The organism is Mesorhizobium sp. CO1-1-8 (assembly GCF_020164875.1).
Classification (GTDB): domain Bacteria; phylum Pseudomonadota; class Alphaproteobacteria; order Rhizobiales; family Rhizobiaceae; genus Mesorhizobium.
The window spans coordinates 51,066-76,824 of record NZ_JAIUGZ010000022.1 but is presented as its reverse complement, the minus strand read 5'-3'; the positions used below and the strand labels follow the sequence as shown (position 1 = coordinate 76,824).

Here is a 25,759-nt window from a genome sequence, read left to right as displayed (position 1 = left end):
GCGCCGCTCAGCCTTGATCGGGATACGGCGTGCCGTCCTTGTGCAAAAACCGCCCGTCGGAGCTCGGGCTCATCATGTCGATGTCGGAGTAAATGACGACATCGTCGCGATTGCGCGAGCCGACCTCCAGATAGAGCGCCGTCGTCGTCGAGCGGTTGATCAGGTGATGGCCGTTGCCACTGTTCTTGGCAAACGTCGCGCAGTCGCCGGCCCTGAGCAGCCTCTCGCCGCCATCCTCGACCAGCGTCAGCTCGCCTTCCAGGACAGTGACAAACTCGTCCTCATGGCTGTGCCAGTGGCGCTGGCTCGACCAGCCGCCAGGCGGCAAGGTCATCAGGTTGACGCCGAAATCGGTGAGGCCGCCGGCGTCACCCAGGCGGCGGCGCGCGCGGGTGGCGCAGGGTGCATCGAAAGACGCGGGGTAGCCGGAGCCTTTGCGGACAGGCACGGTGGACAGGTCGATCTTGGGCATGGGTGCTTTCCTTGGTGGATGCCCGCAGTGCAATTCGCGAAGGGCGAAGGCACAGGCCATTTTGTGGTGTTTGGTTTGCCAAACAGACTGGCGAAACGGTGAGGTATTCACCGTAGCGCTCGACGACGCCCCCTCTGTCCTGCCGGACATCTCCCCCACAAGGAGGGAGATTGGCTGTCACAATGGGTTTCGCCAACTTTCACCGTTGCAAAAAAGAGCGCCGGCGCCAAAGCTGCCAATCTCACCACCTGTGGGGGAGATGTCCGGCAGGACAGAGGGGGGCGCCATAGAGCGCCCACCTTGAACCGCCCCTCACCCCTGATGCGCGGCCGCCAGTTCCTTCACGTGTTTCTCGTGCATCTGCAGCGTTGGCAGCGTTTTCTTGGCGAATTCCTTCATCGCCGGGTCGTCGCCGGATTGCGCATAGCCGCTGAACAGCGCCACGGCTTCCTTGTGGGCGTTGGTCTGCATCTCGATGTATTTGGCCTGGAACTGATCGCCGCTGGCGCCCTTCAGCTCATCGAGCATCTTCTGCTCCTTGGGCTGCAGGGCTGGACCGGACGGCGCGGTGGCCGACGTTGTCTGGCCCTGGGCAAGCGCCGCCTTGAATTCCTCGCCGGCCTTGGTGTGATCGGCGATCATCTGTTTGGCGAACGCCTTGACGTCGGCGTCGGTCGCCTTCTGCTCGGCGAGCTTGCTGGACTGGATCTCGAACTCATTGGCGCTCGGCACCGTCTTGATGAAGGTCGAAGTGTCGACCTTGGTTGTGGCGGCGAGCGGCGTGGTCGTGGCGGTCGTGTTCGACTGGGCAAAGGCGGGCGCGCCGGCAAGCAATGCTGCTGCGGTCAGAATGGTAAGCGTTTTCATGGCATGTCTCCGGTTGGAATTGTCCCTCGGACAATCCAACGTCGCTTGGGCACTCCGGTTGCAGGTCATGAGGAAGAAGCATGCGCGTGTCGCCTCGATCGCCCCGCCATATCCGTGGCTGGCTCGAACGCTCGTCGATGCCCTCGTTCGAGCCAGCCAATGGGGCTCATGTTCCTGAAAGGCCATCCGAACTGAAACGCGGCGGCTGGCCAGAACTGCGTTTCAATGGCAGCAAGCCTCGCCATATTGCAGCTGTTCGCTCCAGCTCGGCCGCCCCTCCGGCGTGAAATCCATCAGGTTCCACAGCGTCTCGCAGGTGCCGAGGCCACGCGGATCCTGACCGGGCTCCGTCGGCGCGAAATCCAGTTCCGAACTCCAGAAATGGCGTATGCCGTCGCCGTCGCGGTGGAACACCGACAGCAGCGGGATCTGTGAGCCGTCGGCCGCCTCCGCATTGTAGTCGCGCTTGAAGCTGTTGGAGGCCGACGAGACCAGCCGCATGTTGCGCCAGCCCCGATCGCGGCCGAGCGTGACCAGGTTTTCGAGCGCGGTCTTGCCCACCACCGCGAAATTGAAGCCGGCCGCCTGGAGATGACCGACCGCGCCATCGAACTGGTCGAGCAATGCCGTGCAGGACGGACATGGCTGGTCCTGTCGGGCAAGCTTCGCCGTGCCGCCACTGGTCGCCACATCGCGCTTTTCCTGCGGGTGGCGCGGGAACATCATGTTGTAAAGGATCAGCGAGTCCTTGCCGGGCGCGAACAGCTCCGACAGTTTTATCTTCGCAGGCTTGCCATCGCCGTCCAGCCCATCGAACCCATAATCCTGGCGGATCAGCCCGCCCGGCGGCAGCGCGCGCCGGGCCTCGGCGACCTCTTCCATGACCCGGCGCAGCTCGATTTCCTTACGCAGCAGTTTTTCACGCGCGGTGCGGTATTTCGCGGATTCGTTGGGAAAGGTGATCATGATCGGCTCCTTCAAGTCGCGGCGCCGGCGTCCCGGCGCGGTTGCTCTGCGACCCAAGGACGTTTGGCAGCGATCGGTCCCGACATTTATTGCGCATGGTGAGATGTCGTAATACCTGTTCGGGCAGCGTGATCCGGGGGACAAGATGCACGACGACGAGATCGACCTGCGCTGCCCGCAAGTGGTGGCCGACAATGCCGCCAAGGGCCTCAGGCTGCGCGGCGAGTTCGGCCGGGGCGGCACCGAGATCGGCGTCGCCCGCGCCACCGAACTGAAGAACCGGGAAAAGCTCGCGCCCTCCACCATCCGCCGCATGGTCAGCTATTTCGCCCGCCACGAGGTCGACAAGCGCGGCAGGAACTACGGCAATGAGCAAAATCCATCGGCCGGCTACATTGCCTGGCTGCTGTGGGGCGGCGACGAAGGCCGCGCCTGGGCGCTTGATCTCAAGCAGAAGATCGGCAACGCGCCGGACATCTGAGAATTTCGCCGACCGCTCCTCACCCCTTGACCCCGCCGGCGGTGAGGCCGGAGACGATCTTGCGCTGAAAGATCAGCACCAGCACCACCAGCGGCACCGTGACGATCACCGAGGCGGCCATGATGTTGCCCCAGGGAATCTCGAACTGCGAGTTGCCGGAGAGCAGCGCGATCGCCACCGGCACGGTCCGCTGCGCGTTGTTGGAGGTGAAGGTCAGGGCAAACAGGAACTCGTTCCAGGCGCCGATGAAGGCCAGCAGCCCTGTGGTCGCCAGCGCCGGCCACATCAGCGGCAGGAAGACCCGCGTGATGATGATCCACGGCGTCGCGCCGTCGAGAATCGCCGCCTCCTCGACCTCGACCGGCAGATCACGGACGAAGGTGGTGAGCACCCAGACGGTGAACGGCAAGGTGAAGATCATGTAGGAGAAGATCAGCGCGAACAGCGAATTGTAGAGGCCGAACATACGGACCAGTTCGAATAGGCCGGCCAGCAGCGCCACCTGCGGGAACATCGACACCGACAGGATGATGAACAGCAGGGCCGAGCGGCCGCGGAATCGAATGCGTGCCAGCGCGTAGGCTGATGTGACGCCGAGCAACAGCGACAGCGCAACGACGGCGCCCGAGACGAACAGCGAGTTCAGCAAATTGCGCACGAAGCTGCCTTCGGTCAGCACATTCCGGTAATTGGCGAGACGGATCGTCGTTGGCCACAGGTCGGCCCGGAACAGATCGGTCCCCGATTTCAGGCTGGTGACGATGGCGTAGTAGAACGGGAACACCGCGACGAAGACGATTGCCGCGACCAGCAGGTAAAAGGCGGTGCGCTTCACGACCCACATGTCAGCGGCCTCCGTCCAGGCTTATCCGGCCGATCCGGATGGTGACGATGGTGAGCAGAGCGAGAACGAGGAAGAGCAAGGTCGAGGCGGCGGAGCCATAGGCGAACTTGTCGAACTCGAACAGGTTCTCGCGGGCGAACACCGACATCGACTTGGTGTGCACATTGTTGGGCGTCAGCACATAGATCAGGTCGAAGATGCGCAGTGCATCGAGCGCGCGGAAGATCACGGCCACCATCAGCGCCGGGTGGATGAGCGGCAAGGTCACCCGCCAGAAGATCTGCCACGGGTTGGCACCGTCGAGCCTGGCGACCTCGATGATCTCCCTCGGCAGCATCTGCAGCGCGGCCAGGATGAGCAGCGTCATGAATGGTGTCGCCTTCCAGATATCGACGATGAGGATCGCCGCCATCGCCGTGTCGGCGTTGGCCGTCCAGGCGATCTTGCCGCTGATCAGGCCGAGGTTGAGCAGCACGACATTGATGATGCCGAACTGGTCGTTTAGCATCCATTGCCACATCTTCGCCGAGACGATCGTCGGGATCGCCCAAGGGATCAGGATCGCTGCCCTGACGATGCCGCGGCCGGCGAATTCCGCGTTGAGAACCAGGGCAACGATGGTGCCGAGGATGGTCTCGCAGGTCACCGAAATCACGGTGAAACGCACCGTGTTCCAGACGGCACGCCACCAGACCGGATCGACGAGCAGCCCGTCATAGAGTGTCCTGCCGCTCGGCATGTGCAGCACCGAGAAATAATTGGCAAAGCCGACCCATTGGCGTGCGTCGAGGTCGGCCAGCGAGGCGTCGGTGAAGCTGAAATAGACTGTACGCAGAAGCGGCCAGCCGGCCGCCGCGGCGAGCACCAGAAGCATTGGCGCCAGGAAAAACCACGCCGAGCGAACGCGCTGTGCCCTCAACGGCGAGTGCGCGGCCCTGGCTGTTTCCGGTTCCATCCCTGTCCTCTCGCTCCGCCCGTTGCGGTCCGGGGCTGCCCCCAGTATCGTCACCAGCCCTGGCCCTTCAGCTTGGTCAGCATCGCTTCGAGGTCGGCCAGATGGTCGGCGGCGGTGCCGTCGCCCGAGAGCGTGTTGTGAACGGCGTTCCAGAACTGGCTCGACGCCTCGTTGTATTTGATCCTGGTCGCGGCCGAGGGGCGCGGCACCGCATTGAGAAAGATCTGCTTCCAGCGCGGAACGATCGGCTGTTGCCTGGCGATGTCGGCATCGTCATACAGCGCCTGGATGGTCGGCAGGTTGGACGTCTTCAGCGTGCGATATTTCTGCATCGCGGGCGAGGCGATGAACTTGACCAGCTCGATCGCGGCATCCGGATGCTTCGAATATTTGGAGACGGCGAGGTTCCAGCCGCCCAGGGTTGCGACCGGTCGGGCGCCCTCGCCGGTGCCGGCCGGCAGCGGCGCCACGTCGAACTTGCCCTTGATCGGCGAGCCCTCGCCGTTGCCGAGCGCATAGGCATAGGGCCAGTTGCGCATGAACACCGCGTTGCCGGTCTGCCAGACGCCGCGCGATTCCTCTTCCTGGTAGGCGAGCACGCCGGGCGGCGCGATAGTCCCCACCCAGCCCTTGACCATATCGAGCACCGCCGCCGCTTTTGGGTTGTTGATGGAGATGGAGCCGTCCGGCTCGATGATCTGGCCGCCGCCATTCGACATCACCCATTCGAGCGCGTCGCAGGTCAGCCCCTCATAGGCGTTGCCCTGGAAGACGAAGCCCCAGATATCCCGATTGCCGGCCGCACGCTCCTTGTCCATGACCAGCCTGGCTGTGCTTGCCAATTCCCTCCAGGTGGCCGGCACCTTGGCACCATATTTGTCGAGGAGATCCTTGCGGTAGTAGAGCGCCGGCGCATCGGTGAAGATCGGCAAGGCGACGAGCTTGCCATTGACGGTCTGCGACTGGATGATCGACGGGAAATGCTCAGCCACGATGTCCCTGGTCGCCGCGGTCAGATCCACGAGCTGGCTGGCGAGCTGCGGCGCCCAGATCACGTCCGTCTGGTAGACGTCGATGTCGCTGTTTCCCGCGGCGAGCCAAAGCCGGTACTGACCGAACTGGTCGGTCCCGGACGCCGGCATGACGACGATGCTGACCTTGTTGCCGCTGTCTTTCTCATAGCGGTCGAGGATCTCGCGCAGCACCTTGATGCCGTCGCCGGTATCGCCCGACACCATCGACAGCTCGACGCCCCGCGCCGGCGTGCCAGCCAGAGTGGCGGCGACGCCAAGCGCCAGAAATGCGTGAAAAAGCTTCATGATGGTGGATGTCCCTCCGCAACCGGGGACGGAAAATCCTCCCACGCGTCGGCAGCTTGTCAGACCCACCCTCCATTGAATGCGAAGCGGCGCGTTGGGTTCCCAAATCGCGCCGTTCCTGCGTGGGGCTACATGCACTACGGTGTGTTGAGATTCAGGTCAGGCCGTGTCGGCTGATACCGGGAACCGGAGCGGAGCGTACTTGAAGTGCGTGAACTCAGTTTTACCGCGACGCGGTAGAACGGGGAAGCTAGGGAACCGTCGCTTGCAGGCGGCATCACCTGAATATCAGCACACCCTAGCCTTCCCAGGCGACAGGCATCATCCCCAGCCGCTCATAGAGCCGGACGGCGGCGGGATTCTCGACCGTGTTGGTCTTGAGGTCGACATGATCGGCGCCGCGTTCGCGAAAAACGGCGAAGGCGTGCCACATCAGCGCTTCGGCAACACCCTTGCCGCGCGCCTCGGGATGAACGGCAAGATCCTTGACGAAGGCGCGGGTCCAGCACAGCGCCGCCGCCGCCAGCCGGCCCTTGGCGTCGATGACGAGGAAGCACAGTGCCGGGTCGAATTCGGGATCGTCCGCGATACGCGGCCACCACTCGTCGAACGGGCCATCGGCGCCGTCGTCGAACACCTCGGTCAACAGCGCATGCAGGGGCAGCGCGTCACCGGGCTCGAAGCTGCGCATGACAAAACCCTCCGGCCAGTGCGGCGGAACCAGCGTCTCGTCGAGGATCTTGCGCAGCCGGATGTCGTTCAGAGCCGGCGGGCGCGGTTCAGGCATCGCGCTCAGGCGTCGGGCTGCAGGCGACGGCGCTGACGGTCGCGGCCAAGGCCGGTCGCCTCGAGCAGGCCCTTGCGCTTGGCGTCGTAATAATAGCCGGTCTGGTAGAGCCAGTCGGCCTTCTTGGCGTTGCCGCCGGCCACCAGCCAAGCGCCGCGCAGATATTTGACCGCGTATTTCAGATTGGTCTCGGCGTCGAACAGGCCCTTGGCCGGCCCGTCATAACCCATGCCGCGCGCCGTCGCGTGTTTGATCTGCATCAGCCCCCAATGGCCGTTGTTGTAGGCTTTCGGGTTGAAGGTGCTCTCGCGGTTAACGACATGGCGCACCAGATCCACCGGCACCTGATAGATCGCCGCATATTTCTCGATCAGCCGCTCGACATCGCCACGCACGCCCGTCGTGTGTTCTTCCGTCGGCCCGACGGGACCCTGGACCAGGGCCGCCGGGTTCTGCGGCACGACATAAGCGACCTGCTGGACGCCGGGCATGCGATCGCCCTTGGCGGTTGCCGGCACGACCAGCCCTGCGGTCGTATAGGTCTCGGCCGCCTTGACCGGCTCACCCGCAAGGGCCGGCGCAGGCGCCTGCCAGGCATTGGCGGTCATCACGGCAGGCACGGCTGGTGCCGCCGGTGTCGATCCGGCAAAGGCGACGGTCGCTGCTGTCGGTTGCGCTGTGGGATCGAGCGGCAACTCGGCGGCCTGAACGGGAGCGATCCCTGATGATTGCGGCAGCACCGAAACGGTGTCCGGCAACGGCACGGTGAAGCCGGCATCAGTGCCGGCAACGGTCGCGGTTTCGGTAAGAGCAGGCGCGGATTTCATCTGCGAGGTCGACGTGCAACCGCTGATGCCGGCGGCGGCCAGGATCACGCCGATCGCGATAAGGTTGAGTTTTGCTGGCAAGCCGCGCTCGGGTCCGATTTGTCGGGTTGTTAAGAAATCCCTTACACCAGCGATTCATGAGCGGCAATCGGGGCCATCCGGTGGTTTTCGGGTGGCGAGACGCAGGCGGTGATGCCATATTGTTCTGGATATGTACTGGGGTGAATCCCGGTTTTCGCCACTTTGCGGAAAGGAACGCATCATGGAAGCGACATCTTCGATCACGGCCGGCCACGCAGTGTTAGAAACAGTGATCGGTTTCATGGGCATCGCCTGGAGCGAAAAGGGCCTGATCCGGCTCTGCCTGCCCGAACGCAGCCGCGAAGCGGTGGAGCGGCGCCTGCTGCGCCATGGCGGCGTTTCCAGCTCCACGGCGCAGCCGCCATGGGTGGTCGAGCTGATCGCAGCGCTCAAGGCCTACGCGGCGGGTGAGGACATCGATTTCTCCGCCGTGCCGGTCGATCTCGACGGCGTCGACGATTTCCGCCTCGCCATTTACGACGCAGCGCGAAAACTCTCCTTCGGCGAAACCACCACCTATGGCGAACTGGCCAAAACCGCCGGCCATGCCGGGCTCGCCCGCGAAACCGGCGCGGCACTTGGCGCCAATCCGGTGCCGCTGGTCATCCCTTGCCATCGCATCCTTGCCGCCGGCGGCAAGATCGGCGGCTTCTCGGCGCCGGGCGGCTCGGTCACCAAGGAGAAGATGCTGGCCATGGAAGGCGTGCGCGTCGGCCCGCCGCCGCCGGCGCAGGTATCGTTCGGGTTTTGAGCGGCGGCCGAGAGCCTGGTTATCTAGCCGAGAGCCCGGTTATCTAGTTGTTATGGAAGAACCGCCGGCGGAAATGCCGGTCATTGTCCGGCCGCTTGCAGTTGTAGACCGGGCAGGACTTTGTGTCGGCGCTCGGCACGTAGGCCCGTGTCCTCACCTCGCCCATGCTGCAGAACCGCTGGCTCTGCACATAGCGGTCATAGAGCGGCAGTCCCGGCACCCGCTTCGACTGGTAGCGCAGGATGACCGCCCCCTGCCGGGCGATCGTCGCCTGAACCTTGCCGCAGCCCATACGCGTCGGGTCGTAGCGCGAGATCGCCTGAGCCTGAGCGGCGACAAGCGTCAGGCAGGCGGCGAGCAAAATGGTTTTCATGGTCCTCTCCCCCAGGATCCTCTCCAAGCGGGTGTAGATTGAGCGCCCACAGGCTCCGATCACCGCGACGCTCTCACGCGATTGGGGCGGCCGTTGGGCGGCGCCCTCATCACGGCTTTCTCACGCAGTCTTGTTTTTTGTGCGAAAGCAGCCTATATGCCTTCCATTGATATTTCGGCCGATCGATCCGGGCCTCGCGATAATCGCGTTTGCTGACGTCTATCTCCAAAATCTCGATGCACACCGGCTGGACCTCGGTCCGGTCAATCTAAAGCAAATGTGAAGGACTATCTAAATGGCAACTGGAACGGTCAAGTGGTTCAACGCCACCAAGGGCTTCGGCTTCATTCAGCCTGACGCGGGCGGCGCGGACGTTTTCGTCCACATCTCCGCTGTCGAGCGTGCTGGACTGTCGACCCTGGTCGAAGGCCAGAAGATCAACTTCGAGATTGAGCAGGACCGCCGCACTGGCAAGTCGTCCGCTGGATCTCTGAGCAAGGCAGCCTGATTTTGCGATAGCGCGCGCCGGGCGAGAGTTCGGGGCGCGCGGCAAGTCACGGATGTACTGACAGTCGCGCGAGAAGCGTGCTGGAGCGGAAGACCCGACAAGCTGGATCAGCAGATAGCTGCCAGCCCGGACCGGACGCTCCCGATCAGGCTACCAAGCATGGGAAGGCGGGATTTATCCCGCCTTTTTGCTGTCTGGGGTTCAGGCACCGCCGGCAATACGAGCGCCGAAGTTACTTACCCCATCCACCCGATCTGCACATGACCGGGGTCGGCCTCCACTCTTTTCAGCCAGGCGGCGACCGCCGGATAGGCGTCGAACTGGAAGCCGCCCTGCTCTGCCGTATGCGTATAGGCATAGAGCGCGATGTCGGCGACACTGAACGCGCTGCCGGCGAAGAAGGCATTGTTTTCCAGATGCCTGTTCATCACCCCGAGCGCCTTGTTGCCGCGCTCCAGCGTCACCGCCAAGCGCTCCGGCGTTGCATCCCCGGCTCTTTCGGGAAAGGTCAGCAGCGCCTTGCGCACGGCGATGTAGGGTTCGTGGCTGTACTGTTCGAAGAACAGCCATTGATAGGCGAGCCCACGCTCATATCTGTCGACCGGTAGGAAGCGCGTGCCTTCGGCGAGATAGAGCAGGATGGCGTTGGATTCGGCCAGCCTCCGGCCGTCATCGAGTTCGAGCAGCGGCACCATGGCGTTCGGGTTCTTGGCGACAAAATCGGCTTTGCGTGTGTCGCCTGTGTGCGAACTCACTTCGACATTGGTAAAGGCAAGGCCAAGCTTGGCCATCAGCAGGCGCGGCTTGTAGCAATTGCCGCTGTCGATCATGCCGTACAGTATCATGGCGTTCCCCGGAGCACTGTCTCCGCGCGATTATCGCAGCGGCGGCGGCCTCAACAAATGATTTGTTTTGGTACGACGATCAGCGCCGCTGATGTGTGAATAACGGCGCCCTAGCCGAACAGCGGAATGACCTTGCTCTCCCTGCCAAGCAGAGTGTCGATATGCAGCGGGTTCTCCTCGAAAACGGTTCCGGCCAAGGCCGGACCGGCAAGAAGAAAGCCCTGCAGCAGGTCGACGCCGCCTTCGAGCGCGACGCGGAGATGGGTGGGCTGCTCGATGCCTTCGACCAGCACCTTGGCGCCGCGGTCATGCAGGCTGGAAACCAGCGGGCGGAAGAACCGTTCGGCGGCAGCGTGGCGGCAGAACTCCGCGAACCAGGTGCCGTCGATCTTGACGACGTCGGGCTTGAGCAGGCTCACCCGCTCTTCGGTCGAGTGCCCGGTGCCGAAATCGTCGATGGCGATGCGGATGCCATCGCGCCGCATTTCGCGCACCAGCCGGGCAAGAAGCGCGTCGTCCGCCGCCTGTTCGGTGATTTCGCAGACCAGCATTCCCGGCGCGAGGCCGAAATCGCCGAGGTGCCTGGTCATCAGCCGGATCTCCGCCAGTGCCCGTCCGGGATGGTCGTTGATCAGCGGATTGTAGTTGAAGAACAGATCGAGCCCGTCGACGCCGATATTGCGGAAATTCCTGAGATGCAGCGCCCGGCACATCGTCTCGACAAACAGCCGGTCCGAGGCGGCAATGCTATCGAAGAAAACCCGTGGCGCACCGGGGCGGCCGGCGCGATGCGGCTCGATCAGGGCTTCGGCCGCGACCGCGTGAAGGAAACGGCCGCGCGGCGCGAAAATCGGCTGATAGGCGCTGCGCAGCCGGAACTCGCCATGGATGCCGTATTCGATGCCGACTTCGTCGACCTGGATCGCATCGCTGACATTGCGCCGCCGCTCAAGCCTCATGGTGCTACCCGGCGCCCGAATGCCTTCCCCGGCCGCGCCGAAGGCGTTGCCACGGCAGGAGCAGGCGTGTCGACGGCAGCGGCGACAGGTGTCTGCCTGGTCTTGTCGAAGACGCGAAAACTGGTCGGCGCCAGTTCGGGCCGCGCCAGCACGAAACCCTGCACCATCGACGCTCCCGATTTCTCGGCGAGCTCCAATTGCCAGCCCTCCTCGATGCCTTCGAATACCGTATGGATGCCTTGCTCCTCGAAGTTTTTCACCATGGTGGTCAGCAACGCGAAGCCGGCGCCGGACTCCATCAGCTGCGTGATCCAGTAGGCATCGAACTTGACGATATCCGGCTTCAACTCCTTGACCCGATTGATGTCGGAATCGTCGGCGCCATAATCGTCGACGGCGATGCGAAAACCGTTGGCCCTCAGTGCCGCGACAAAGCCGTGCAAGGCTTCCTGCGACGCCGACCGCTGCTCGGTCACTTCGCAGACGACACGGCGCGGGTCGATGCCGGCCTCATGCAGCACCAGCCGCATGTCGCGCAAGGCGGTATCGGCAACGGCGCGTTCGGTGAACACCGACGGGTCGAAATTGATGAAAATCGACGCTTCCCGCGGCAGGCAGGCACCGGCGTTGAGAAGATGCAGGGTCCTGGTCAGCGCCTCGATATGCAGCCGGTCGGCGGCCGGACAGGTCGAGAAGAAATTCATTGGCGATTGCGGCTCGCCGTCACGGAACGGCCGGATCAGTCCCTCGAACGCGACCACCGACAGCTTGCCTTCGTTGAAGGCGAAGATCGGCTGGAAGGCGCTCTGCAGCGTGTAGATCCCCCAGACACCGGTGGAGGTGCCGTCGTCCTGACGGATGATGTGGGCAAGCCCGACGCTGCGCGACACGGTTCCTCGCTCCGCAATTGGTCTGCGATCCTGCCACTCAAGCCTCTACCGCTCGTTAATGAATTTATTGTTGCCGACCCCGGGTCCCGATCACAGCTCCTTGAGACCTGGATCAGCCGACAATGCTTGCGTTGCGCGAAATCATGCGACATGAGAAGCGCCGCGGTCGCTCCTGGCCGCGCCGATCTTCCATGGAGACCTTCAAGCTCATGGCCTTTCTTGCCGACACCCTTTCCCGCGTAAAGCCTTCCGCCACCATCGCGGTGACGCAGAAAGCGCGCGAGCTGAAAAATGCCGGCCGTGACATTATCGGCCTCGGCGCCGGCGAACCGGACTTCGACACGCCCGACAACATCAAGAATGCGGCGATCGAGGCGATCCGCCGTGGCGAAACCAAGTATCCGCCGGTTTCGGGCATCGTGCCGCTGCGCGAGGCGATCGCGAAGAAATTCAAGCGCGAGAACAATCTCGACTACAAGCCCGAGCAGACCATCGTCGGTACGGGAGGCAAGCAGATCCTGTTCAACGCCTTCATGGCGACGCTGAACCCCGGCGACGAGGTCATCATTCCCCGCCCCTACTGGGTCAGCTACCCCGAGATGGTGGCGATCTGCGGCGGCACCTCCGTGTTTGCCGACACCTCGATCGACAACGGCTTCAAGCTGACCGCTTCCGTACTGGAAAAGGCGATCACGCCGAAGACCAAATGGCTGCTGATGAACTCGCCGTCGAACCCATCGGGTGCTGCCTATACCGAGGCCGAACTGCGCGAACTGGCCGACGTGCTGTTGAAGCATCCGCATGTCTGGACGCTGACCGACGACATGTACGAGCACCTGACTTATGGCGATTTCGTCTTCAAGACCATCGCCGAGGTCGAGCCTAAGCTCTATGAGCGCACGCTGACCATGAACGGCGTCTCGAAAGCCTATGCAATGACCGGCTGGCGCATCGGTTATGCGGCGGGCCCGGTCCAACTGATCAAGGCGATGGACATGATCCAGGGTCAGCAGACATCGGGCGCCTGCACCATTGCGCAATGGGCATCCGTCGAGGCGCTGAATGGCCCGCAGGATTTCATCGCCAAAAACAAGGCGATCTTTCAAGGCAGGCGCGACCTCGTCGTGTCGATGCTCAACCAGGCGCGCGGCATCACCTGTCCGTCGCCCGAAGGCGCCTTCTATGTCTATCCCTCCTGCGCCCAGCTGATCGGCAAGAAGACCAAGGCCGGCAAGCCAATCGACACCGACGAAACCTTCTGCTCGGAATTGCTCGAAGCCGAGGGCGTCGCGGTGGTGTTCGGCTCGGCCTTCGGCCTCGGCCCCAACTTCCGCATCTCCTACGCCACCTCGGAGACGCTTCTGGAAGAAGCCTGCACGCGCATCCAGCGCTTTACGGCTTCGCTGACCTGACTGGCGCACTATGAACGTAAAAAACCGGCCTCACCGCCGGTTTTTTAATGGCCGTCAGCCTCACGCCTCGTGCTTGGTCTCTTTGGCCGAGCGCGCCTCGGCCGGCGCCAACACGGCGACCAGCAGTGCGGCGGTGAGGAACGCGCCTATCGCTGCCGTCAGCATCGCGGCGTGGAAGCCGCCGGCATAGGCGGCAGCATAGAGTTCATGCACGCCGCTTTCGCCCATCGCGGCATCGGTTGCGAAATCATGCCGTGAAATTGCAGCACGGGCGACCGCTTCCGCATTGGCGACACCGGCATCGCCGAGATATCCGGTAAAAAGGTTGGTTGCCCGCATGCTCATCAAGGCGCCGAGCAAGGCGATGCCGATGGCAAGACCGCTCTGGCGGGTGGCGTTGATGACCGCCGACACCATGCCCGAGCGCTCGCGCGGCGCATAGGACATGGCCGCGGCGCTGCCGGTCGGAATCGCCAGCGCATTGCCGAGGCCGCCGATGGCGAACAGAAGGCACAGCATCGCGTAGGACGTGGAAGGGCCGGACCAGCACATGCCGAGCATGGACAGACCGATAGCAACATAGCCGATGGTCATCAGCGCGGAGTGACCATAGCGCGCGCTCAGCCTGCCGATCCATGGCGACACCACGATCTGGACGATGAAGGCCGGCGCCATGCGCAGGCCGGTCTGCGTCGGCGACCAGCCCTGCACCTGCTGCAGGAACATCGAGAAGAAGAAGACGCTGGAATAAGAGGTGAAGCCGAGCGCGAACGAAGCGACATTGGCGACGGCAAAGCGGACATCGCGGAACAGGCCAAGTGGCAGCATCGGGCGTGCCGTGCGCGCCTCGAAGCCGAGGAAAGCAGCCAGGCCGACGAGGCCGGCGACGAGCGCCGTGACCGTCCTTGGCTCGCCCCAGCCATTCTCGCCGGCCGAGATCAGGCCAAAGGTCAGCGCCCCCAACCACAGGATGCTGAGAGCCAGGCCGACGAGATCGAGGTGGGCATGTTCGGGATGTGCCGTCTCGTTGATCGAAGCAGCACCGAGCGCGATCGTGATCAAGCCAAGCGGCAGGTTGATCAGGAAGATGCTTTGCCAGCCGACGGTCTCGACCAGGATGCCACCGAGGACGGGACCAACGAGCAGAGAGATGGCGGCGAACGAAGCCCAGCCGCCAATGACGCCGGCGCGCTGGCGCGCATCGGGAAAGGCTTGCGTCAGGATCGACAGCGCGCCTGGAATGAGCAGCGAGCCGGCGATGCCTTGCACAACCCGGCCCGCCAGCAGCACCGGAAGGTTGGGCGCTATGGCGCAGATCAGCGAGCCGGCAACGAAGATGCCGACGCCGGCCAGCCACGAGCGCTTGCGGCCGTAGCGGTCGCCGATCAGGCCCGACGACAGCATGAAAGCCGACAGGCACAGCGTGTAGGCATCGACCACCCATTGCAGGCCGCCGAAATCGGTCTGCAGCGCCTGCTGGATGGTCGGCAGAGCGACATTGACGATGCTGACATCGAGCAGAGCGACAAACGAACCGAGATAGACGGCGGCAACCAAGGGCAGACGGTGCTCTGACATGATATCCAGACCTGAGTTTCGCAATCACCTACATCGCTGACTGACGGTCAGCTGAACGGGCGGCATGGCGCTGTCGATCACGCGATTGAGCGTGACCTGCGCCATGGTACGGGACTCGCCGCGAGTCGTCCTCTTCTGAAAATGTCGCGGCTGGAATAGAAGCCCGGCTTCCTACGGACTGAGCATTCAGCCGCCATATTGTTCCGATGTCACCGCTTCCAGCCAGTCGGCATGGACGCCGTCGAGCGCCTCCTGCATGGCGATATGAGTCATTGCCGATGTTGGCGCCGCGCCATGCCAGTGTTTTTCGCCAGGCGCGAACGAGATGACGTCGCCGGCCCGGATCTCCTGGACCGGGCCGCCCAACGTCTGGGCAAGCCCGGCGCCCACCGTCACGTAAAGCGTCTGGCCAAGCGGATGCGTATGCCAGTGGGTGCGCGCGCCCGGCTCGAAGCTGACCAGCGTGGCACGCAGCCGCGCCGGCGCCTCTTTCTCGATGATCGGCGTCTGCAGCACCCGGCCGGTAAAGTATTTTTCGGGCGCTATGATGGTCGGCACGCTGCCGCAGGCAATGATCTTCATGGTCGATGGTCCTTGATCTCTGACGGGGCTAGCGGCGGAACACCGCCTGTCCTGGCATTGGCGCAAATGGCATTGGCGCAAGCCGCCACCTTCCTCCGATATGCCGCGCCGTGCAACTGCGATTGGCCTTCCCCGCCACCCTGCCGGCATCCGCGGCGGGCTTCTTAACCATGAACGTTCGATCCCCGGCACGGTTGGCCAAATCGCCGGCCGGGCGTGGCCGCCTCAAGGGCTTTTTAACGCCTGCCCTCTAGCCCTTGCCGGCGCGGGTGCAGGGGTGATGGGATGAGCATACTGGCGACGATCAGGGACCACAGCGGTCGCATCTATCGCGGCATTCAATTGTTGCTGTTGATCAGCATCGGTGCCGCGGTGCTCGGCGCTTTCGACATCTCGCAAAACTTGCCTTCGGGCGTCTCCTTCACCGTCTCGATCCTGGCCACCGGCCTGGCCCTGCTGTCGCTGATGTACATGCGCAGCAGTATCGTCCATCGCTTGCAGTCGGCGGCCGCCGCCGAGGCGGAAAAGCATCATTTCCTGACCAGGGACGCAATGACGGGGGCGATGACCCGCCGCTACTTCCTCGAAGCGCTGAGTGGCAGTCTCGGCAGCATGCGTGACCGGCGCGATGCGACCTTGCTGCTGATCGACGTCGATCACTTCAAACAGCTCAACGATACGTTCGGGCATCAGTTCGGCGACCTCGCTCTGGCGTATCTGGTCAAGACTTCAGAGCGCGTCTTTGCCGGCGGCCTGGTCGGACGGCTCGGCGGCGACGAGTTCGGCGTCATCATTCCGCACTGCGATCTCGCCGCCATCAACAAGGATGTCAGGCAATTGCTTGATGTCATGCGGGCTGGCAAATCGCATGAGGGCAAGACCATCCCGCTCTCCGTTTCCATCGGCGTGGCACTGGCGCCAACACATGCCTCCAACACGACGGAATTGATTCTGGTTGCCGACCTGGCGCTCTACGAAAGCAAGGCGGCGGGCCGTGGCCGCGTCACCGTGTTCGACGAGGAGATGCTGTCCGACAAGCGCTACCGCCGCCTGATCGAACGGGAACTGCGTGCGGCGGTCTACCTCGGCGAACTCGAGTTGCATTACCAGCCGATTGTCAACCCGGACGGTTCGGCCTATGGCTTCGAAGGGCTGATCCGCTGGCGCCACCGGGTTCGCGGCCTGATCTCGCCGGCCGAATTCATTCCGATCGCCGAGCGCTCGACCCTGATCGACATGCTCGGCGAATGGGTGTTCAAGCGGGCTTGCGCCGACATCGGCCATTTCCCCGGTCGCCGTATCTCCATCAACGTCTCTGGCGAACAGCTGAAGCGCGACGAGATCGTCACCATGTGCGATCGTGTGTTGAAGGAAACCGGCCGTTCCGCCGCGCAATTCGTCATCGAGATCACCGAGACGGCCGCGACCGCCGCCACGCCCGAGGTCCTGCGGCGCCTCGAAACGTTGCGTGGCCTCGGCTTCCACATCGCACTCGACGATTTCGGCACTGGCCATTGCGGCTTCAACTATCTGAAGACCTTGCCCATCGACAGCATCAAGATCGACCGCTCTTACATCCGCAGCCTCGCCCATGACCAGGTGGCGCAGGTTTTCGTTTCGGCGCTGGCGCAGATCGCCCGCATCCAGGACCTCACCATCGTTGCCGAGGGCGTCGAGACGCAAGAAGAGTTCGCACTCGCCAAGGCCGCCGGCTGCAATCGGTTCCAAGGCTATTTCTTCGGCAGGCCGGCACCGCGTGACAAGGTTGCTTCCTTGCGTGCCGTCCCTGCCGAGCCCTTGGCGCTGAGCGCCTGAGGCAGCGGCAGAGTGTCGGAATTCTATTTTTCTTGCCCTGCCGGCAAACAAGTGGGACGATGGCTTTGGGCAGGTGGCAATTGAAAAGAACCCCCGCCCGCGACGGTCGAACAGGCCGGCCGCCGCTCAGGACCGATTGACCACGCCTGAACCATGCATGCCAGTCGGTCCTACGGGAAACGCCTGAGTGGAGGTCAGTCATGGGTACTCGCGCCGGAGGACGACGCACGGGACCGAAATGCATTGCCATAGTCGGTCCCTTCGCAAGCGGTAAGACGACACTTCTCGAAGCCATATTGGCCCGTACGGGCTCAATTCCCCGACAAAATCCCGTTTCATCAGGCAACACCGTTTCGGATCATTCGCCCGAGGCGCGCGCCCACGCCATGAGCGTCGAGGCGACGATCGCCACCACCGAATTCATGGGCGAGCAGATCACCTTCGTCGACTGTCCCGGCTCCATCGAATTCTCTTTCGAGGCCGAACCGGTGCTGGCCGCGTGCGACCTCGCAGTGGTCGTAGCCGAGGCCGACGAAAAGAAGATCCCTGCCCTGCAACTGATCATGCGCAAGCTCGACGATCTCGGCGTGCCGCGCATTCTGTTCCTCAACAAGGTCGACAAGGCAATCACCGGCGTGCGCGACACGTTGAAGATGCTGCAGCCGGCCAGTGCCGTGCCGTTGCTGCTGCGCCAGATTCCGCTGCGCAAGGACGGCGTCGTCATTGGTTCGATCGACCTGGCGCTGGAGCGCGCCTACATCTATCGCGAATATGCCGAAAGCGAGGTGGCGCAGATTCCCGGCGACGACAAGGCGCGCGAGCTCGAAGCGCGTTTCTCGATGCTGGAGACGCTGGCCGACCATGATGACCAGTTGATGGAACAGCTGCTCGAGGAGATCGAGCCGCCCAAGGACGCGATTTTCGACGACCTCGCCGCCGACCTGCGCGACGGCGCGGTGATCCCGGTGCTGATCGGCACCGCCGAGAAAGGCAACGGCGTGCTGCGCCTCCTGAAGGCGATCCGCCACGACGCGCCCGACATCGAGGCGACCCGCAAACGGCTCGGTGCACCCGGCGGCGCGGCTACCCTGGTCCAGGTGATGAAGACCATCCACACCTCGCATGGCGGCAAGCTGTCGGTGTCGCGCATCCTCTCCGGTCAGGTCGTCGACGGTTCCGAACTCTGGCTGCCCGGCGGCGACACGGCCAAGGTTTCCGGCATCTACCGGATGCTCGGCAAGGATCAGTCCAAGCTCCCCATCGCCAAGGCCGGCGATACGGTGGCACTGGGCAAGCTGGACGAGGTGAAGACCGGCCAGACGCTGAGCTCGGCCAAGGGCGGCATCAAGCCGCTCGTCCAGTTCGAGCCGCCGCAGCCGGTCTTCGCCTTCGCGCTTCGCCCCAAGGAGCGCAAGGACGAAGTGAAAATGTCGGCTGCCATCCAGCGGCTGGCCGAGGAGGACCCCTCGCTCAGCCTGCGCCACAACCAGGACTCGGCTGAAACCGTGCTGTCGGGCCATGGCGAGATGCATCTGCGTGTGGTGCGCGAGCGGCTGGAAGGCAAGAACCAGATACCGGTCGAAGGCCATCCGCCGGCGGTGCCCTACCGCGAGACGATCCGCAAATCGGCGCAACAGCGAGGCCGTCACAAGAAACAGTCCGGCGGACATGGCCAGTTCGGCGACGTGGTGATCGAGATCAAGCCGCTGCCGCGCGGCTCCGGCTTCCAGTTTACCGACACCATCACCGGCGGCGTCGTGCCCAAGACCTACATACAGTCGGTCGAGACAGGGGTCCGCGACTATCTGAAATCCGGGCCGCTGGGCTTTCCGGTCGTGGATGTCACAGTCAACCTGTCGGACGGCTCCTACCATGCGGTCGATTCCTCCGACATGGCCTTCCAGATGGCGGCCAGGCTGGCAATGAAGGAAGGCATGGCCGCGTGCTTGCCGGTGCTCCTGGAGCCCGTGATGAAGGTCGAGATCGTCACACCCTCCGACGCTACCCCGAAGATCATCGCTCTCATCCCGCAGCGGCGCGGCCAGATTCTCGGCTATGACGCGCGGCCTGACTGGCCGGGCTGGGATGTCGTCGAAGCAACCATGCCGCAAGCCGAGATCGGCGACCTGATCATCGAGTTGCGCTCGGCGACCGCGGGCGTCGCCAGCTACCGTGCCGTCTTCGACCACATGGCGGAACTCACCGGCCGCCTGGCCGACGACGCGATGAACACCAACGGCAAGGCTGCCTGAGCCGTGGCGTTCCTCTCGAACCTGATTCGAGGGGCCAAAAGAAAACGACGTCCGGCGGGGACCAGACGTCGTTTTGTTCGCGGACCGTTTCCTTGGGAGGTAAAACGGCAGGTCCGCCGCATTTGATGCCGCCGAAATCAGGCGGAGAAACGGTTCGGACGCGGTAGCCGCCTGAGCCCGGGCCGTACGGGTGATGCCCCCATCTCCCGTCCGAACCACACCGCGTCCTATGATCTACATAGCAGGTCGCGGGCGTCCGGGATATGTTACCAGAGGTTACATGTCACCGTTACGTGGCAATTATGATGGAATTTTTGGCCGGCCCAACAGGGCACAGGCAACAAAAAAGCCGGATCAATGAAGATCCGGCTGAGTTTGATTGGAGTGCCTGTTAAGGCTAACCTCCAGAGGGGAACACTCGAGGGCGCTAATGGGAGGAGAACGCGCCCAGGAGATGATCTATATATGTGCTCATCATGCCCAAGAAACAAGCATCTATTTTGCAACACACACATGCAAAAAGACGCAGGCTGTGGTCTAACCCATTCCAGAAGCCAATAGGACCAGCAGAATCGTCGAAATGGAGCGCTGAATCGGGCAATTGCAACTACAGAATCGCCAATCCCGGCTGGCTTTCGGCTCGAAATGCCAAAACTGGGCAATGATGTGAAAGCGGGCAGCAGGCGTGCATTTCTAGGGCAATCGGGGAAGAAGCAGCCAATGCGGACGTTTTCGGCGATCGCCGGCAGTGCGGCCTTCTTCATCGCGGCACCCTGCGTGGTTGCCGGGCTGGTGCCGTGGCTGTTGACCGATCGCTGGAGCTTGCCGTGGTCTGGTCTGCCGGGCTTTGCCCCTGCCGGTGGGCTTCTGATCGCAGCCGCGATCGCGGCACTGCTGCATGCCTTCGGTCGATTCGCGCTTGAGGGCCTCGGCACGCCCGCCCCGGTTGCCCCTACCGAGAGGCTGGTGACCGGCGGCATCTACCGTCATGTCCGCAACCCGATGTATGTCGCCGTGCTGTCGATCATCCTCGGCCAGGCATTGCTGTTCTCGAGTTGGACGCTGGCCGGCTATGCAGTCATCGGCGCGATCGCCATGGTGTCGTTCGTGCGGTTCTACGAGGAGCCGACCTTGGCTCACCGCTACGGCGCCGAATACGACACCTACCGCCGCAACGTCCCGGGCTGGCTGCCTCGCCTGACGCCCTGGCGGGAATAATTCAGAACAGCGCGAAAATCAGAAGGACCAGCTGCGCGCCTTGGCGATGATAAAGTCACGGAACACGTGCAGCTTGGCCTGGTTCTTCATCGCATCCGGATAGGCAAAATAGGTGTCGAAGGACGGCACCTCGGTCTCCGGCAGCAGCTGCACCAGGTCGGAATCCTTGCTGATCACATAGTCGGGCAGCATGGCGATGCCGGCGCCACCCTGCACCGCGCGCTTGATCGACAATATGTCGTTGATCTGCAGCGTCGGCACTCTTTGTCCGCCTTCGAAATCACCGACCGTTTCCAGCCAGTTCAGCTCCGACAGATGCGACGGCACCGGCACCCCGAAGGTGACGATGCGATGGGCCTTCAGTTCGGCGACGGAAGACGGCTTGCCGTGCTTGGCGACATAGGACGGGGCCGCGTAGAGGTGGAAATGCACGGTGAACAGGCGGCGCTGGATCAGGTCCGGCTGCTGCGGCTGGCGCAGCCGGATGGCACAATCGGCCTGGCGCATGGTGAGGTCGAGTTCCTCGTTGGCGAGGATCAACTGCAGGCTGATTTCGGGATAGAGCTCGATGAATTCCTGTACCCGCTCGGTCAGCCAGCCGGCGCCCAGCCCCACCGTCGTCGTCACCCGCAGCACGCCCGAGGGGCGATCCTTGGTCTCCGTCAGCCGGGACTTTATTGTCTCCAGCTTCATCAGCACGTCATGCGCCGTGCGAAACAGCATCTCACCCTGCTCGGTCAACACCAGCCCGCGGGCGTGGCGGTTGAACAGCGGCACGCCGACATCATGCTCGAGCGCGCTGACCTGCCGCGAGATCGCCGATTGCGACAGATGCAATGTCTCGGCCGCATGGGTAAACGACCCCGCCTCCGCCGCAGCGTGAAACACGCGTAGCTTGTCCCAGTCCAACGCCATGATTCCCCTCGTTCTGTTTTGGCGTCTGAATGAAAAATCAGGCTTTTACACGGCGTTTCTAAGCCGCTCTCTGAACTCTCTACTCGGCCGCTTCGCGATGCACTTCGATGCCGGCCAGATACTTCTCCGCCTCGAGTGCGGCCATGCAGCCGAGCCCCGCTGCCGTGACCGCCTGGCGATATATATCGTCGGTCACATCGCCGGCCGCGAACACGCCCGGCACATCGGTGCGGGTCGAATCCGGCGCCGTCCACAGATAGCCGTTCGGCTTCTGCTTGAGCTTGCCGGCGAACAGTTCAACCGCCGGCGCATGGCCGATGGCCACGAACACGCCGTCGATCTTGAGGTGCGACATCTCGCCGGTCACCGCATGCTTGAGCTTCAGCCCCTCGACCGACGGCGGCAGCGGCGTCTTGCCGGGCCGACCGGTGATCTCGTCGACGATCGTGTCCCAGATGACGCGGACATTGTCCTTCTTCAGAAGCCGCTCGCGCAGGATACGTTCGGCGCGAAAATCGCTGCGCCTGTGGATGACCGTCACGCTCCTGGCGAGATTGGACAGATAGAGCGCCTCTTCCACCGCTGAATTGCCGCCGCCGATCACCGCGACATCCTTGCCCCGGTAGAAGAAGCCGTCGCAGGTGGCGCAGGCCGAGACGCCAAAACCCATGAAGTCCTGCTCGGTCGGAATGCCCAGCCATTTCGCTTGCGCGCCGGTGGCGATGATCAGCGCGTCGGCGGTGTAGGTGGTACCGGAATCGCCCTTGGCACGGAACGGTCGCACGTTGAGGTCGACCTCGGTGATGATGTCGTTGATGATGTCGGTGCCGACATGCTCGGCCTGCTTCAGCATCTGCTCCATCAGCCACGGACCCTGGATCGGGTCGGCGAAGCCGGGATAGTTCTCGACATCGGTGGTGATCATCAACTGCCCGCCTTGCTGCAGGCCGGCGACCAGCATCGGCTTCAGCATGGCGCGGGCGGCATAGACCGCCGCCGTATAGCCGGCCGGGCCGGAACCGATGATGAGAACGGGCGCGTGCTTGGTGGTCATCTAAAGCCTCTGCGGAGGGCTGCCGGCAATTGCGGCATGGAAAACTCGATCATTGTTGCGCGTAATGTAAGTGTTGCCCACGACGCCAGCAAGGCAAGTTGGAGTTCGTCCCCGGAAAGCTTTGTCACACCTGTCGCCCGCTGATCCCGTGAAATATTCCGGGCGAAGGATGGAATGGACAGCGAAGTCGTTTGATTACAAAATCACGCAAGATTCTTGCGTATTGCCCCTCATGATCGAGAGCCCCCATGCCGCTCAAGGCCGACCTCGACGCCATCGACTGGAAGATCCTGCGCGAATTGCAGGGCGACGGCCGCATGACCAATGTCGAACTGTCGAACCGCGTCGGCATTTCGGCACCGCCATGCCTGCGCCGCGTCAAGCGCCTTGAGGAAGCCGGCATCATCCGTGGCTACCGCGCTCTGCTCAATGCACCAGCGCTCGGCCTCGATGTCGTTGCCTTCTGCCTGGTCGGCCTGCATCATCAGGCCGATGGCGAGCTGCGCATCTTTGCCGAGCGCACCCGCGGCTGGCCGATCGTACGCGACGCCTGGATGGTGTCGGGCGAATCCGATTTCCTGCTGCATTGCGTGGCGAGCGACCTCGGCGCCTTCCAGACCTTCGTCATCGAGGAACTGACCTCGACCCCGAATGTCGACACGGTGCGAACCGCGCTCACCATCCGCCGGGTCAAGGACGAAGGGCTGGTCTCGTTCGCACAGCCTTGAGCCGGTTGAACCACAGCGGGCTTTCGCCGATGCGGCTTGAACGCCTCGCCATATCAGCGCCGCTTTGGCGTTCGATAGGCACTCCTGTGAAGCCGGATGTCCTGCAGTAGCCGCCTTGTTGGTTTCCTAGAGCTATTCCAGAAAAAGTGTGTAACGGTTTTCCCGGGAAAAGCGCATAGCGCTTTCGGGATTGCATAATACAGGTGGCGCAGGGCAGCCCAATTCCGAGAACAGTGTGCCGTGGGGTGGGACGATGACTCGATTTTCTAGCCCGGTTTCGGCGCTGGTCATCTGCATGAACGAGGCCGACATGATCGGCGAATGCCTGGAAAGCGTCGACTTCTGCGCCGAGATCATCGTCGTCGATTCGGGCTCGACGGACAGCACTCTGGACGTCGTCAATGGGTTCATCGCCAAGGGCTACCCGATACGGCTGTTTCACAATGATTGGCCGGGCTTTCCTCGTCAGCGGCAATTCGCGCTCGATCAGGCCACGCAACCGTGGTGCCTTTCGATTGAAGCCGACGAGGCCATCGACGACATTCTCAGGCAGTCGATCATGAATGTGACGCAGCTTGGGAATGACGCTTTCGACGGATGGTACATCAGGCGCCGCGACAAGCTGAAGGGTTACGGCTATGCGCACCGCTGGGTGCTTCACAACAGGCTGCTGCGTCTCTTCCGCCGCGACAAGGCGACCATGGACCTCAATCTGCGGGTTCATGAGTCGTTCGAGGTGCCGGGCGAAACCGGCACCATAGAAAATGGCGTGCTGCTGCATCGCCGCGAAATGACTATTGCCGAGGATCTGGCGAGAGCCAACACCTACTCCAGCCTCAAGGTCGCCACGCTGGTCGAACGAGCCAAAAAGCCTGGCCTGATACGACTGGTGCTGTCGCCGCTTGGCAACTTCCTGAAGTTTTACCTGGCCAAGCGCTACTTCCTGTGCGGCCGGCACGGGTTCGTCTATTCGATGCTGGTGATGGTGTATTCGTTCGCCACCGAGGCCAAGCTCTATGAAGCCTGGCGAGACAACGATCGGGTATAAACCGTTACGACGCGCCCGAGACGGCCCCAAGTGCAGCTATTGCAGCGAGCAGGCCGTCGAAGTCCGCGCGGTCGCACCAAGGCCGAATTGTGAAGCCCGGTCGGACAGCCGCTTGCCCGTCTACCAGCCAGCCCTGCGAGAGGCCGGCGCGTTGTCCCGCCTCCATGTCGGCCTCCTTGTCGCCGACGATCAGCGAACGCCGCAGATCGAGCCGGAGACGCCTGGCCGCCTCAAGCAGCATGCCCGGATTGGGCTTGCGCATCGGATGATCTGCGGCCGCGAGCGGGCCGGAGCCGGCCTCGTGATAGGCGCAGGCAAGGACCATATCGACGAATGCACTGTCAGCGCGCAGCAGCTCGAGCACGCGGCCATTGACGGCGGCGAAATCGCCCCAACCGAAATAGCCGCGCGCGATGCCGGACTGGTTGGTGACGATGATGACCGGGATGCCGGCCCGGTTGGCGGCGGCTATCACCGCGGCTATATCCGCGCGCAGCACCATTTCGGCCGGATCATCCGGATAGCCCGTATCGACGTTGATGGTGCCGTCGCGATCGAGGAACAGCGCCGGCGAGCCGGCGGCGAACACCCTTGAGCCGACCTGCTCGACCCATAGGCCCGGCTCCGCCAGCGGATAGCGGCCAGAGGTCGTGGGATCAGCCATTGCTGAGGCGCGCTTCGACCACCTCGCACAGATGATGATAAAGGCACAGATGTCCCTGCTGGATGATCGGCGTCGAGGTCGACGGCACGTTGAGCAGGATATCGGACAGAGGCTTCAGCTTGCCGCCGGTGTCGCCGGTCATGCCGATGACCGTCATGTCCATCATCCGTGCCTGTTCGGCGGCGGCGAGGATGCTCGGCGAATTGCCGCTGGTCGAGATTGCCAGAAGCACGCCGCCGGCCGCGCCATGCGCCTCGACCTGGCGCGAAAATACCGTGTCGAAGCCATAGTCGTTGCCCCAGGCGGTCAGCACCGCTGCATTGGCCGGCAGCGCGATGACATTGTAGGCCTTGCGCTCCTTGAGAAAGCGGCCGACCAGTTCGCCGGCAATGTGGATGGCGTCGCTGGCCGAGCCGCCATTGCCGGCGATGAGCAAGGCTTTCCCCGACGAAAGCGCCGTCACCACCGCGCTCGCTGCCTGCTCCATCTCACCGGTCAGGTCCCGTTCGACCATGGCTGATATGGCAGCCGCCGAGCGGACAAGGTAATCGTTCAAGTCGGACATGAA

The 25,759-nt window shown here is 63.2% G+C and carries 27 protein-coding genes; 9 read left to right on the top strand and 18 right to left on the bottom strand.

The window, feature by feature from the left end:
- Window positions 1–7: 7 nt before the first annotated feature.
- The 3 genes from LB558_RS29935 to LB558_RS29925 all read right to left on the bottom strand — a co-directional run bounded on the left by LB558_RS29935 (window position 8) and on the right by LB558_RS29925 (window position 2,305).
- Entirely contained in the window at window positions 8–472 is a 465-nt protein-coding gene (locus LB558_RS29935) for a cupin domain-containing protein (protein WP_224700790.1), read from the bottom strand.
- A gap of 312 nt (window positions 473–784) precedes the next feature.
- Window positions 785–1,339, bottom strand: a complete 555-nt coding sequence (locus tag LB558_RS29930; protein WP_224700789.1) for a DUF4142 domain-containing protein — start codon at window positions 1,337–1,339, stop codon at window positions 785–787.
- Between the two features lie 222 nt (window positions 1,340–1,561).
- The gene (locus tag LB558_RS29925) at window positions 1,562–2,305 is read right to left on the bottom strand and encodes a DUF899 family protein (protein ID WP_224700788.1); all 744 of its coding nucleotides are present in this window, start codon (window positions 2,303–2,305) and stop codon (window positions 1,562–1,564) included.
- Window positions 2,306–2,450: 145 nt separating this feature from the next.
- Between LB558_RS29925 and LB558_RS29920 the strand changes: the two genes are divergently transcribed.
- A complete protein-coding gene (locus tag LB558_RS29920; RefSeq protein WP_224700787.1) occupies window positions 2,451–2,786 on the top strand; it encodes a hypothetical protein in 336 nt (111 codons plus the stop codon).
- Window positions 2,787–2,805: 19 nt separating this feature from the next.
- On the opposite strand, the gene LB558_RS29915 is transcribed toward LB558_RS29920, so the two are convergent.
- From LB558_RS29915 to LB558_RS29895, 5 genes are all read right to left on the bottom strand, one after another.
- Window positions 2,806–3,630, bottom strand: coding sequence for a carbohydrate ABC transporter permease (locus LB558_RS29915; RefSeq protein WP_224700786.1), 825 nt, complete (start codon window positions 3,628–3,630; stop codon window positions 2,806–2,808).
- 1 nt (window position 3,631) lies between these two features.
- Window positions 3,632–4,585 (bottom strand): carbohydrate ABC transporter permease, encoded by a 954-nt coding sequence (locus LB558_RS29910; protein ID WP_224700785.1) that lies wholly within the window; start codon window positions 4,583–4,585, stop codon window positions 3,632–3,634.
- Between the two features lie 50 nt (window positions 4,586–4,635).
- Window positions 4,636–5,904 carry an ABC transporter substrate-binding protein gene (locus LB558_RS29905; RefSeq protein ID WP_224700784.1) on the bottom strand — a complete coding sequence of 423 codons (1,269 nt, stop codon included), beginning with the start codon at window positions 5,902–5,904 and terminating at the stop codon, window positions 4,636–4,638.
- Between the two features lie 298 nt (window positions 5,905–6,202).
- Window positions 6,203–6,691 (bottom strand): GNAT family N-acetyltransferase, encoded by a 489-nt coding sequence (locus tag LB558_RS29900; RefSeq protein WP_224700783.1) that lies wholly within the window; start codon window positions 6,689–6,691, stop codon window positions 6,203–6,205.
- Between the two features lie 5 nt (window positions 6,692–6,696).
- Window positions 6,697–7,599: a lytic transglycosylase domain-containing protein gene (locus LB558_RS29895; protein WP_224700782.1), complete on the bottom strand. Its 903-nt coding sequence runs from the start codon at window positions 7,597–7,599 to the stop codon at window positions 6,697–6,699.
- A 181-nt stretch (window positions 7,600–7,780) separates the two neighbouring features.
- Between LB558_RS29895 and LB558_RS29890 the strand changes: the two genes are divergently transcribed.
- On the top strand, window positions 7,781–8,350 hold the full coding sequence (locus tag LB558_RS29890) for a methylated-DNA--[protein]-cysteine S-methyltransferase (protein ID WP_224700781.1): 570 nt from the start codon (window positions 7,781–7,783) through the stop codon (window positions 8,348–8,350).
- A 43-nt stretch (window positions 8,351–8,393) separates the two neighbouring features.
- Here LB558_RS29890 and LB558_RS29885 read toward each other — a convergent pair whose 3' ends face one another.
- Complete coding sequence (locus LB558_RS29885; RefSeq protein WP_127326848.1) at window positions 8,394–8,723, bottom strand: hypothetical protein; 330 nt, start codon at window positions 8,721–8,723, stop codon at window positions 8,394–8,396.
- A gap of 295 nt (window positions 8,724–9,018) precedes the next feature.
- Here LB558_RS29885 and LB558_RS29880 point away from each other — a divergent pair, with 295 nt between their 5' ends.
- Window positions 9,019–9,231, top strand: coding sequence for a cold-shock protein (locus LB558_RS29880; protein ID WP_010910991.1), 213 nt, complete (start codon window positions 9,019–9,021; stop codon window positions 9,229–9,231).
- 236 nt (window positions 9,232–9,467) lie between these two features.
- Here the strand turns inward: LB558_RS29880 and LB558_RS29875 are convergent, their stop codons facing one another.
- The 3 genes from LB558_RS29875 to LB558_RS29865 form a co-directional block, all read right to left on the bottom strand.
- Window positions 9,468–10,076 carry a glutathione S-transferase family protein gene (locus LB558_RS29875; protein ID WP_224700780.1) on the bottom strand — a complete coding sequence of 203 codons (609 nt, stop codon included), beginning with the start codon at window positions 10,074–10,076 and terminating at the stop codon, window positions 9,468–9,470.
- Window positions 10,077–10,186: 110 nt separating this feature from the next.
- Entirely contained in the window at window positions 10,187–11,035 is an 849-nt protein-coding gene (locus tag LB558_RS29870; protein ID WP_224700779.1) for an EAL domain-containing protein, read from the bottom strand.
- Window positions 11,032–11,925 (bottom strand): EAL domain-containing protein, encoded by an 894-nt coding sequence (locus LB558_RS29865; protein ID WP_224700778.1) that lies wholly within the window; start codon window positions 11,923–11,925, stop codon window positions 11,032–11,034. The genes LB558_RS29870 and LB558_RS29865 overlap by 4 nt, the downstream gene beginning before the upstream one ends.
- Window positions 11,926–12,134: 209 nt before the next feature.
- On the opposite strand from LB558_RS29865, the gene LB558_RS29860 reads away from it, so the two are divergent.
- Window positions 12,135–13,337, top strand: coding sequence for a pyridoxal phosphate-dependent aminotransferase (locus LB558_RS29860; RefSeq protein ID WP_224700777.1), 1,203 nt, complete (start codon window positions 12,135–12,137; stop codon window positions 13,335–13,337).
- A gap of 60 nt (window positions 13,338–13,397) precedes the next feature.
- On the opposite strand, the gene LB558_RS29855 is transcribed toward LB558_RS29860, so the two are convergent.
- Window positions 13,398–14,915: an MFS transporter gene (locus LB558_RS29855; protein WP_224700776.1), complete on the bottom strand. Its 1,518-nt coding sequence runs from the start codon at window positions 14,913–14,915 to the stop codon at window positions 13,398–13,400.
- Window positions 14,916–15,101: 186 nt separating this feature from the next.
- On the bottom strand, window positions 15,102–15,497 hold the full coding sequence (locus LB558_RS29850; protein WP_224700775.1) for a cupin domain-containing protein: 396 nt from the start codon (window positions 15,495–15,497) through the stop codon (window positions 15,102–15,104).
- Window positions 15,498–15,782: 285 nt separating this feature from the next.
- Here LB558_RS29850 and LB558_RS29845 point away from each other — a divergent pair, with 285 nt between their 5' ends.
- From LB558_RS29845 to LB558_RS29835, 3 genes are all read left to right on the top strand, one after another.
- The gene (locus tag LB558_RS29845; RefSeq protein ID WP_224700774.1) at window positions 15,783–17,312 is read left to right on the top strand and encodes a putative bifunctional diguanylate cyclase/phosphodiesterase; all 1,530 of its coding nucleotides are present in this window, start codon (window positions 15,783–15,785) and stop codon (window positions 17,310–17,312) included.
- Window positions 17,313–17,512: 200 nt separating this feature from the next.
- Entirely contained in the window at window positions 17,513–19,564 is a 2,052-nt protein-coding gene (locus LB558_RS29840; RefSeq protein ID WP_224700773.1) for an elongation factor G, read from the top strand.
- 720 nt (window positions 19,565–20,284) lie between these two features.
- Window positions 20,285–20,782, top strand: a complete 498-nt coding sequence (locus LB558_RS29835; protein ID WP_224700772.1) for a methyltransferase family protein — start codon at window positions 20,285–20,287, stop codon at window positions 20,780–20,782.
- Window positions 20,783–20,800: 18 nt separating this feature from the next.
- On the opposite strand, the gene LB558_RS29830 is transcribed toward LB558_RS29835, so the two are convergent.
- The gene (locus LB558_RS29830; protein ID WP_023809733.1) at window positions 20,801–21,697 is read right to left on the bottom strand and encodes a LysR family transcriptional regulator; all 897 of its coding nucleotides are present in this window, start codon (window positions 21,695–21,697) and stop codon (window positions 20,801–20,803) included.
- 79 nt (window positions 21,698–21,776) lie between these two features.
- Window positions 21,777–22,751 (bottom strand): thioredoxin-disulfide reductase, encoded by a 975-nt coding sequence (gene trxB, locus LB558_RS29825; protein WP_127260950.1) that lies wholly within the window; start codon window positions 22,749–22,751, stop codon window positions 21,777–21,779.
- Window positions 22,752–22,999: 248 nt separating this feature from the next.
- On the opposite strand from trxB, the gene LB558_RS29820 reads away from it, so the two are divergent.
- Complete coding sequence (locus LB558_RS29820) at window positions 23,000–23,479, top strand: Lrp/AsnC family transcriptional regulator (RefSeq protein ID WP_224700771.1); 480 nt, start codon at window positions 23,000–23,002, stop codon at window positions 23,477–23,479.
- 253 nt (window positions 23,480–23,732) lie between these two features.
- The gene (locus LB558_RS29815) at window positions 23,733–24,527 is read left to right on the top strand and encodes a glycosyltransferase family 2 protein (RefSeq protein WP_224700770.1); all 795 of its coding nucleotides are present in this window, start codon (window positions 23,733–23,735) and stop codon (window positions 24,525–24,527) included.
- A 4-nt stretch (window positions 24,528–24,531) separates the two neighbouring features.
- Here the strand turns inward: LB558_RS29815 and LB558_RS29810 are convergent, their stop codons facing one another.
- Both LB558_RS29810 and LB558_RS29805 read right to left on the bottom strand, forming a co-directional pair.
- Window positions 24,532–25,191 carry an HAD-IIIA family hydrolase gene (locus tag LB558_RS29810; protein WP_224700769.1) on the bottom strand — a complete coding sequence of 220 codons (660 nt, stop codon included), beginning with the start codon at window positions 25,189–25,191 and terminating at the stop codon, window positions 24,532–24,534.
- Window positions 25,184–25,756 (bottom strand): SIS domain-containing protein, encoded by a 573-nt coding sequence (locus tag LB558_RS29805; protein WP_224700768.1) that lies wholly within the window; start codon window positions 25,754–25,756, stop codon window positions 25,184–25,186. Before LB558_RS29805 ends, LB558_RS29810 begins: the two co-directional genes overlap by 8 nt.
- Window positions 25,757–25,759: the final 3 nt, after the last annotated feature.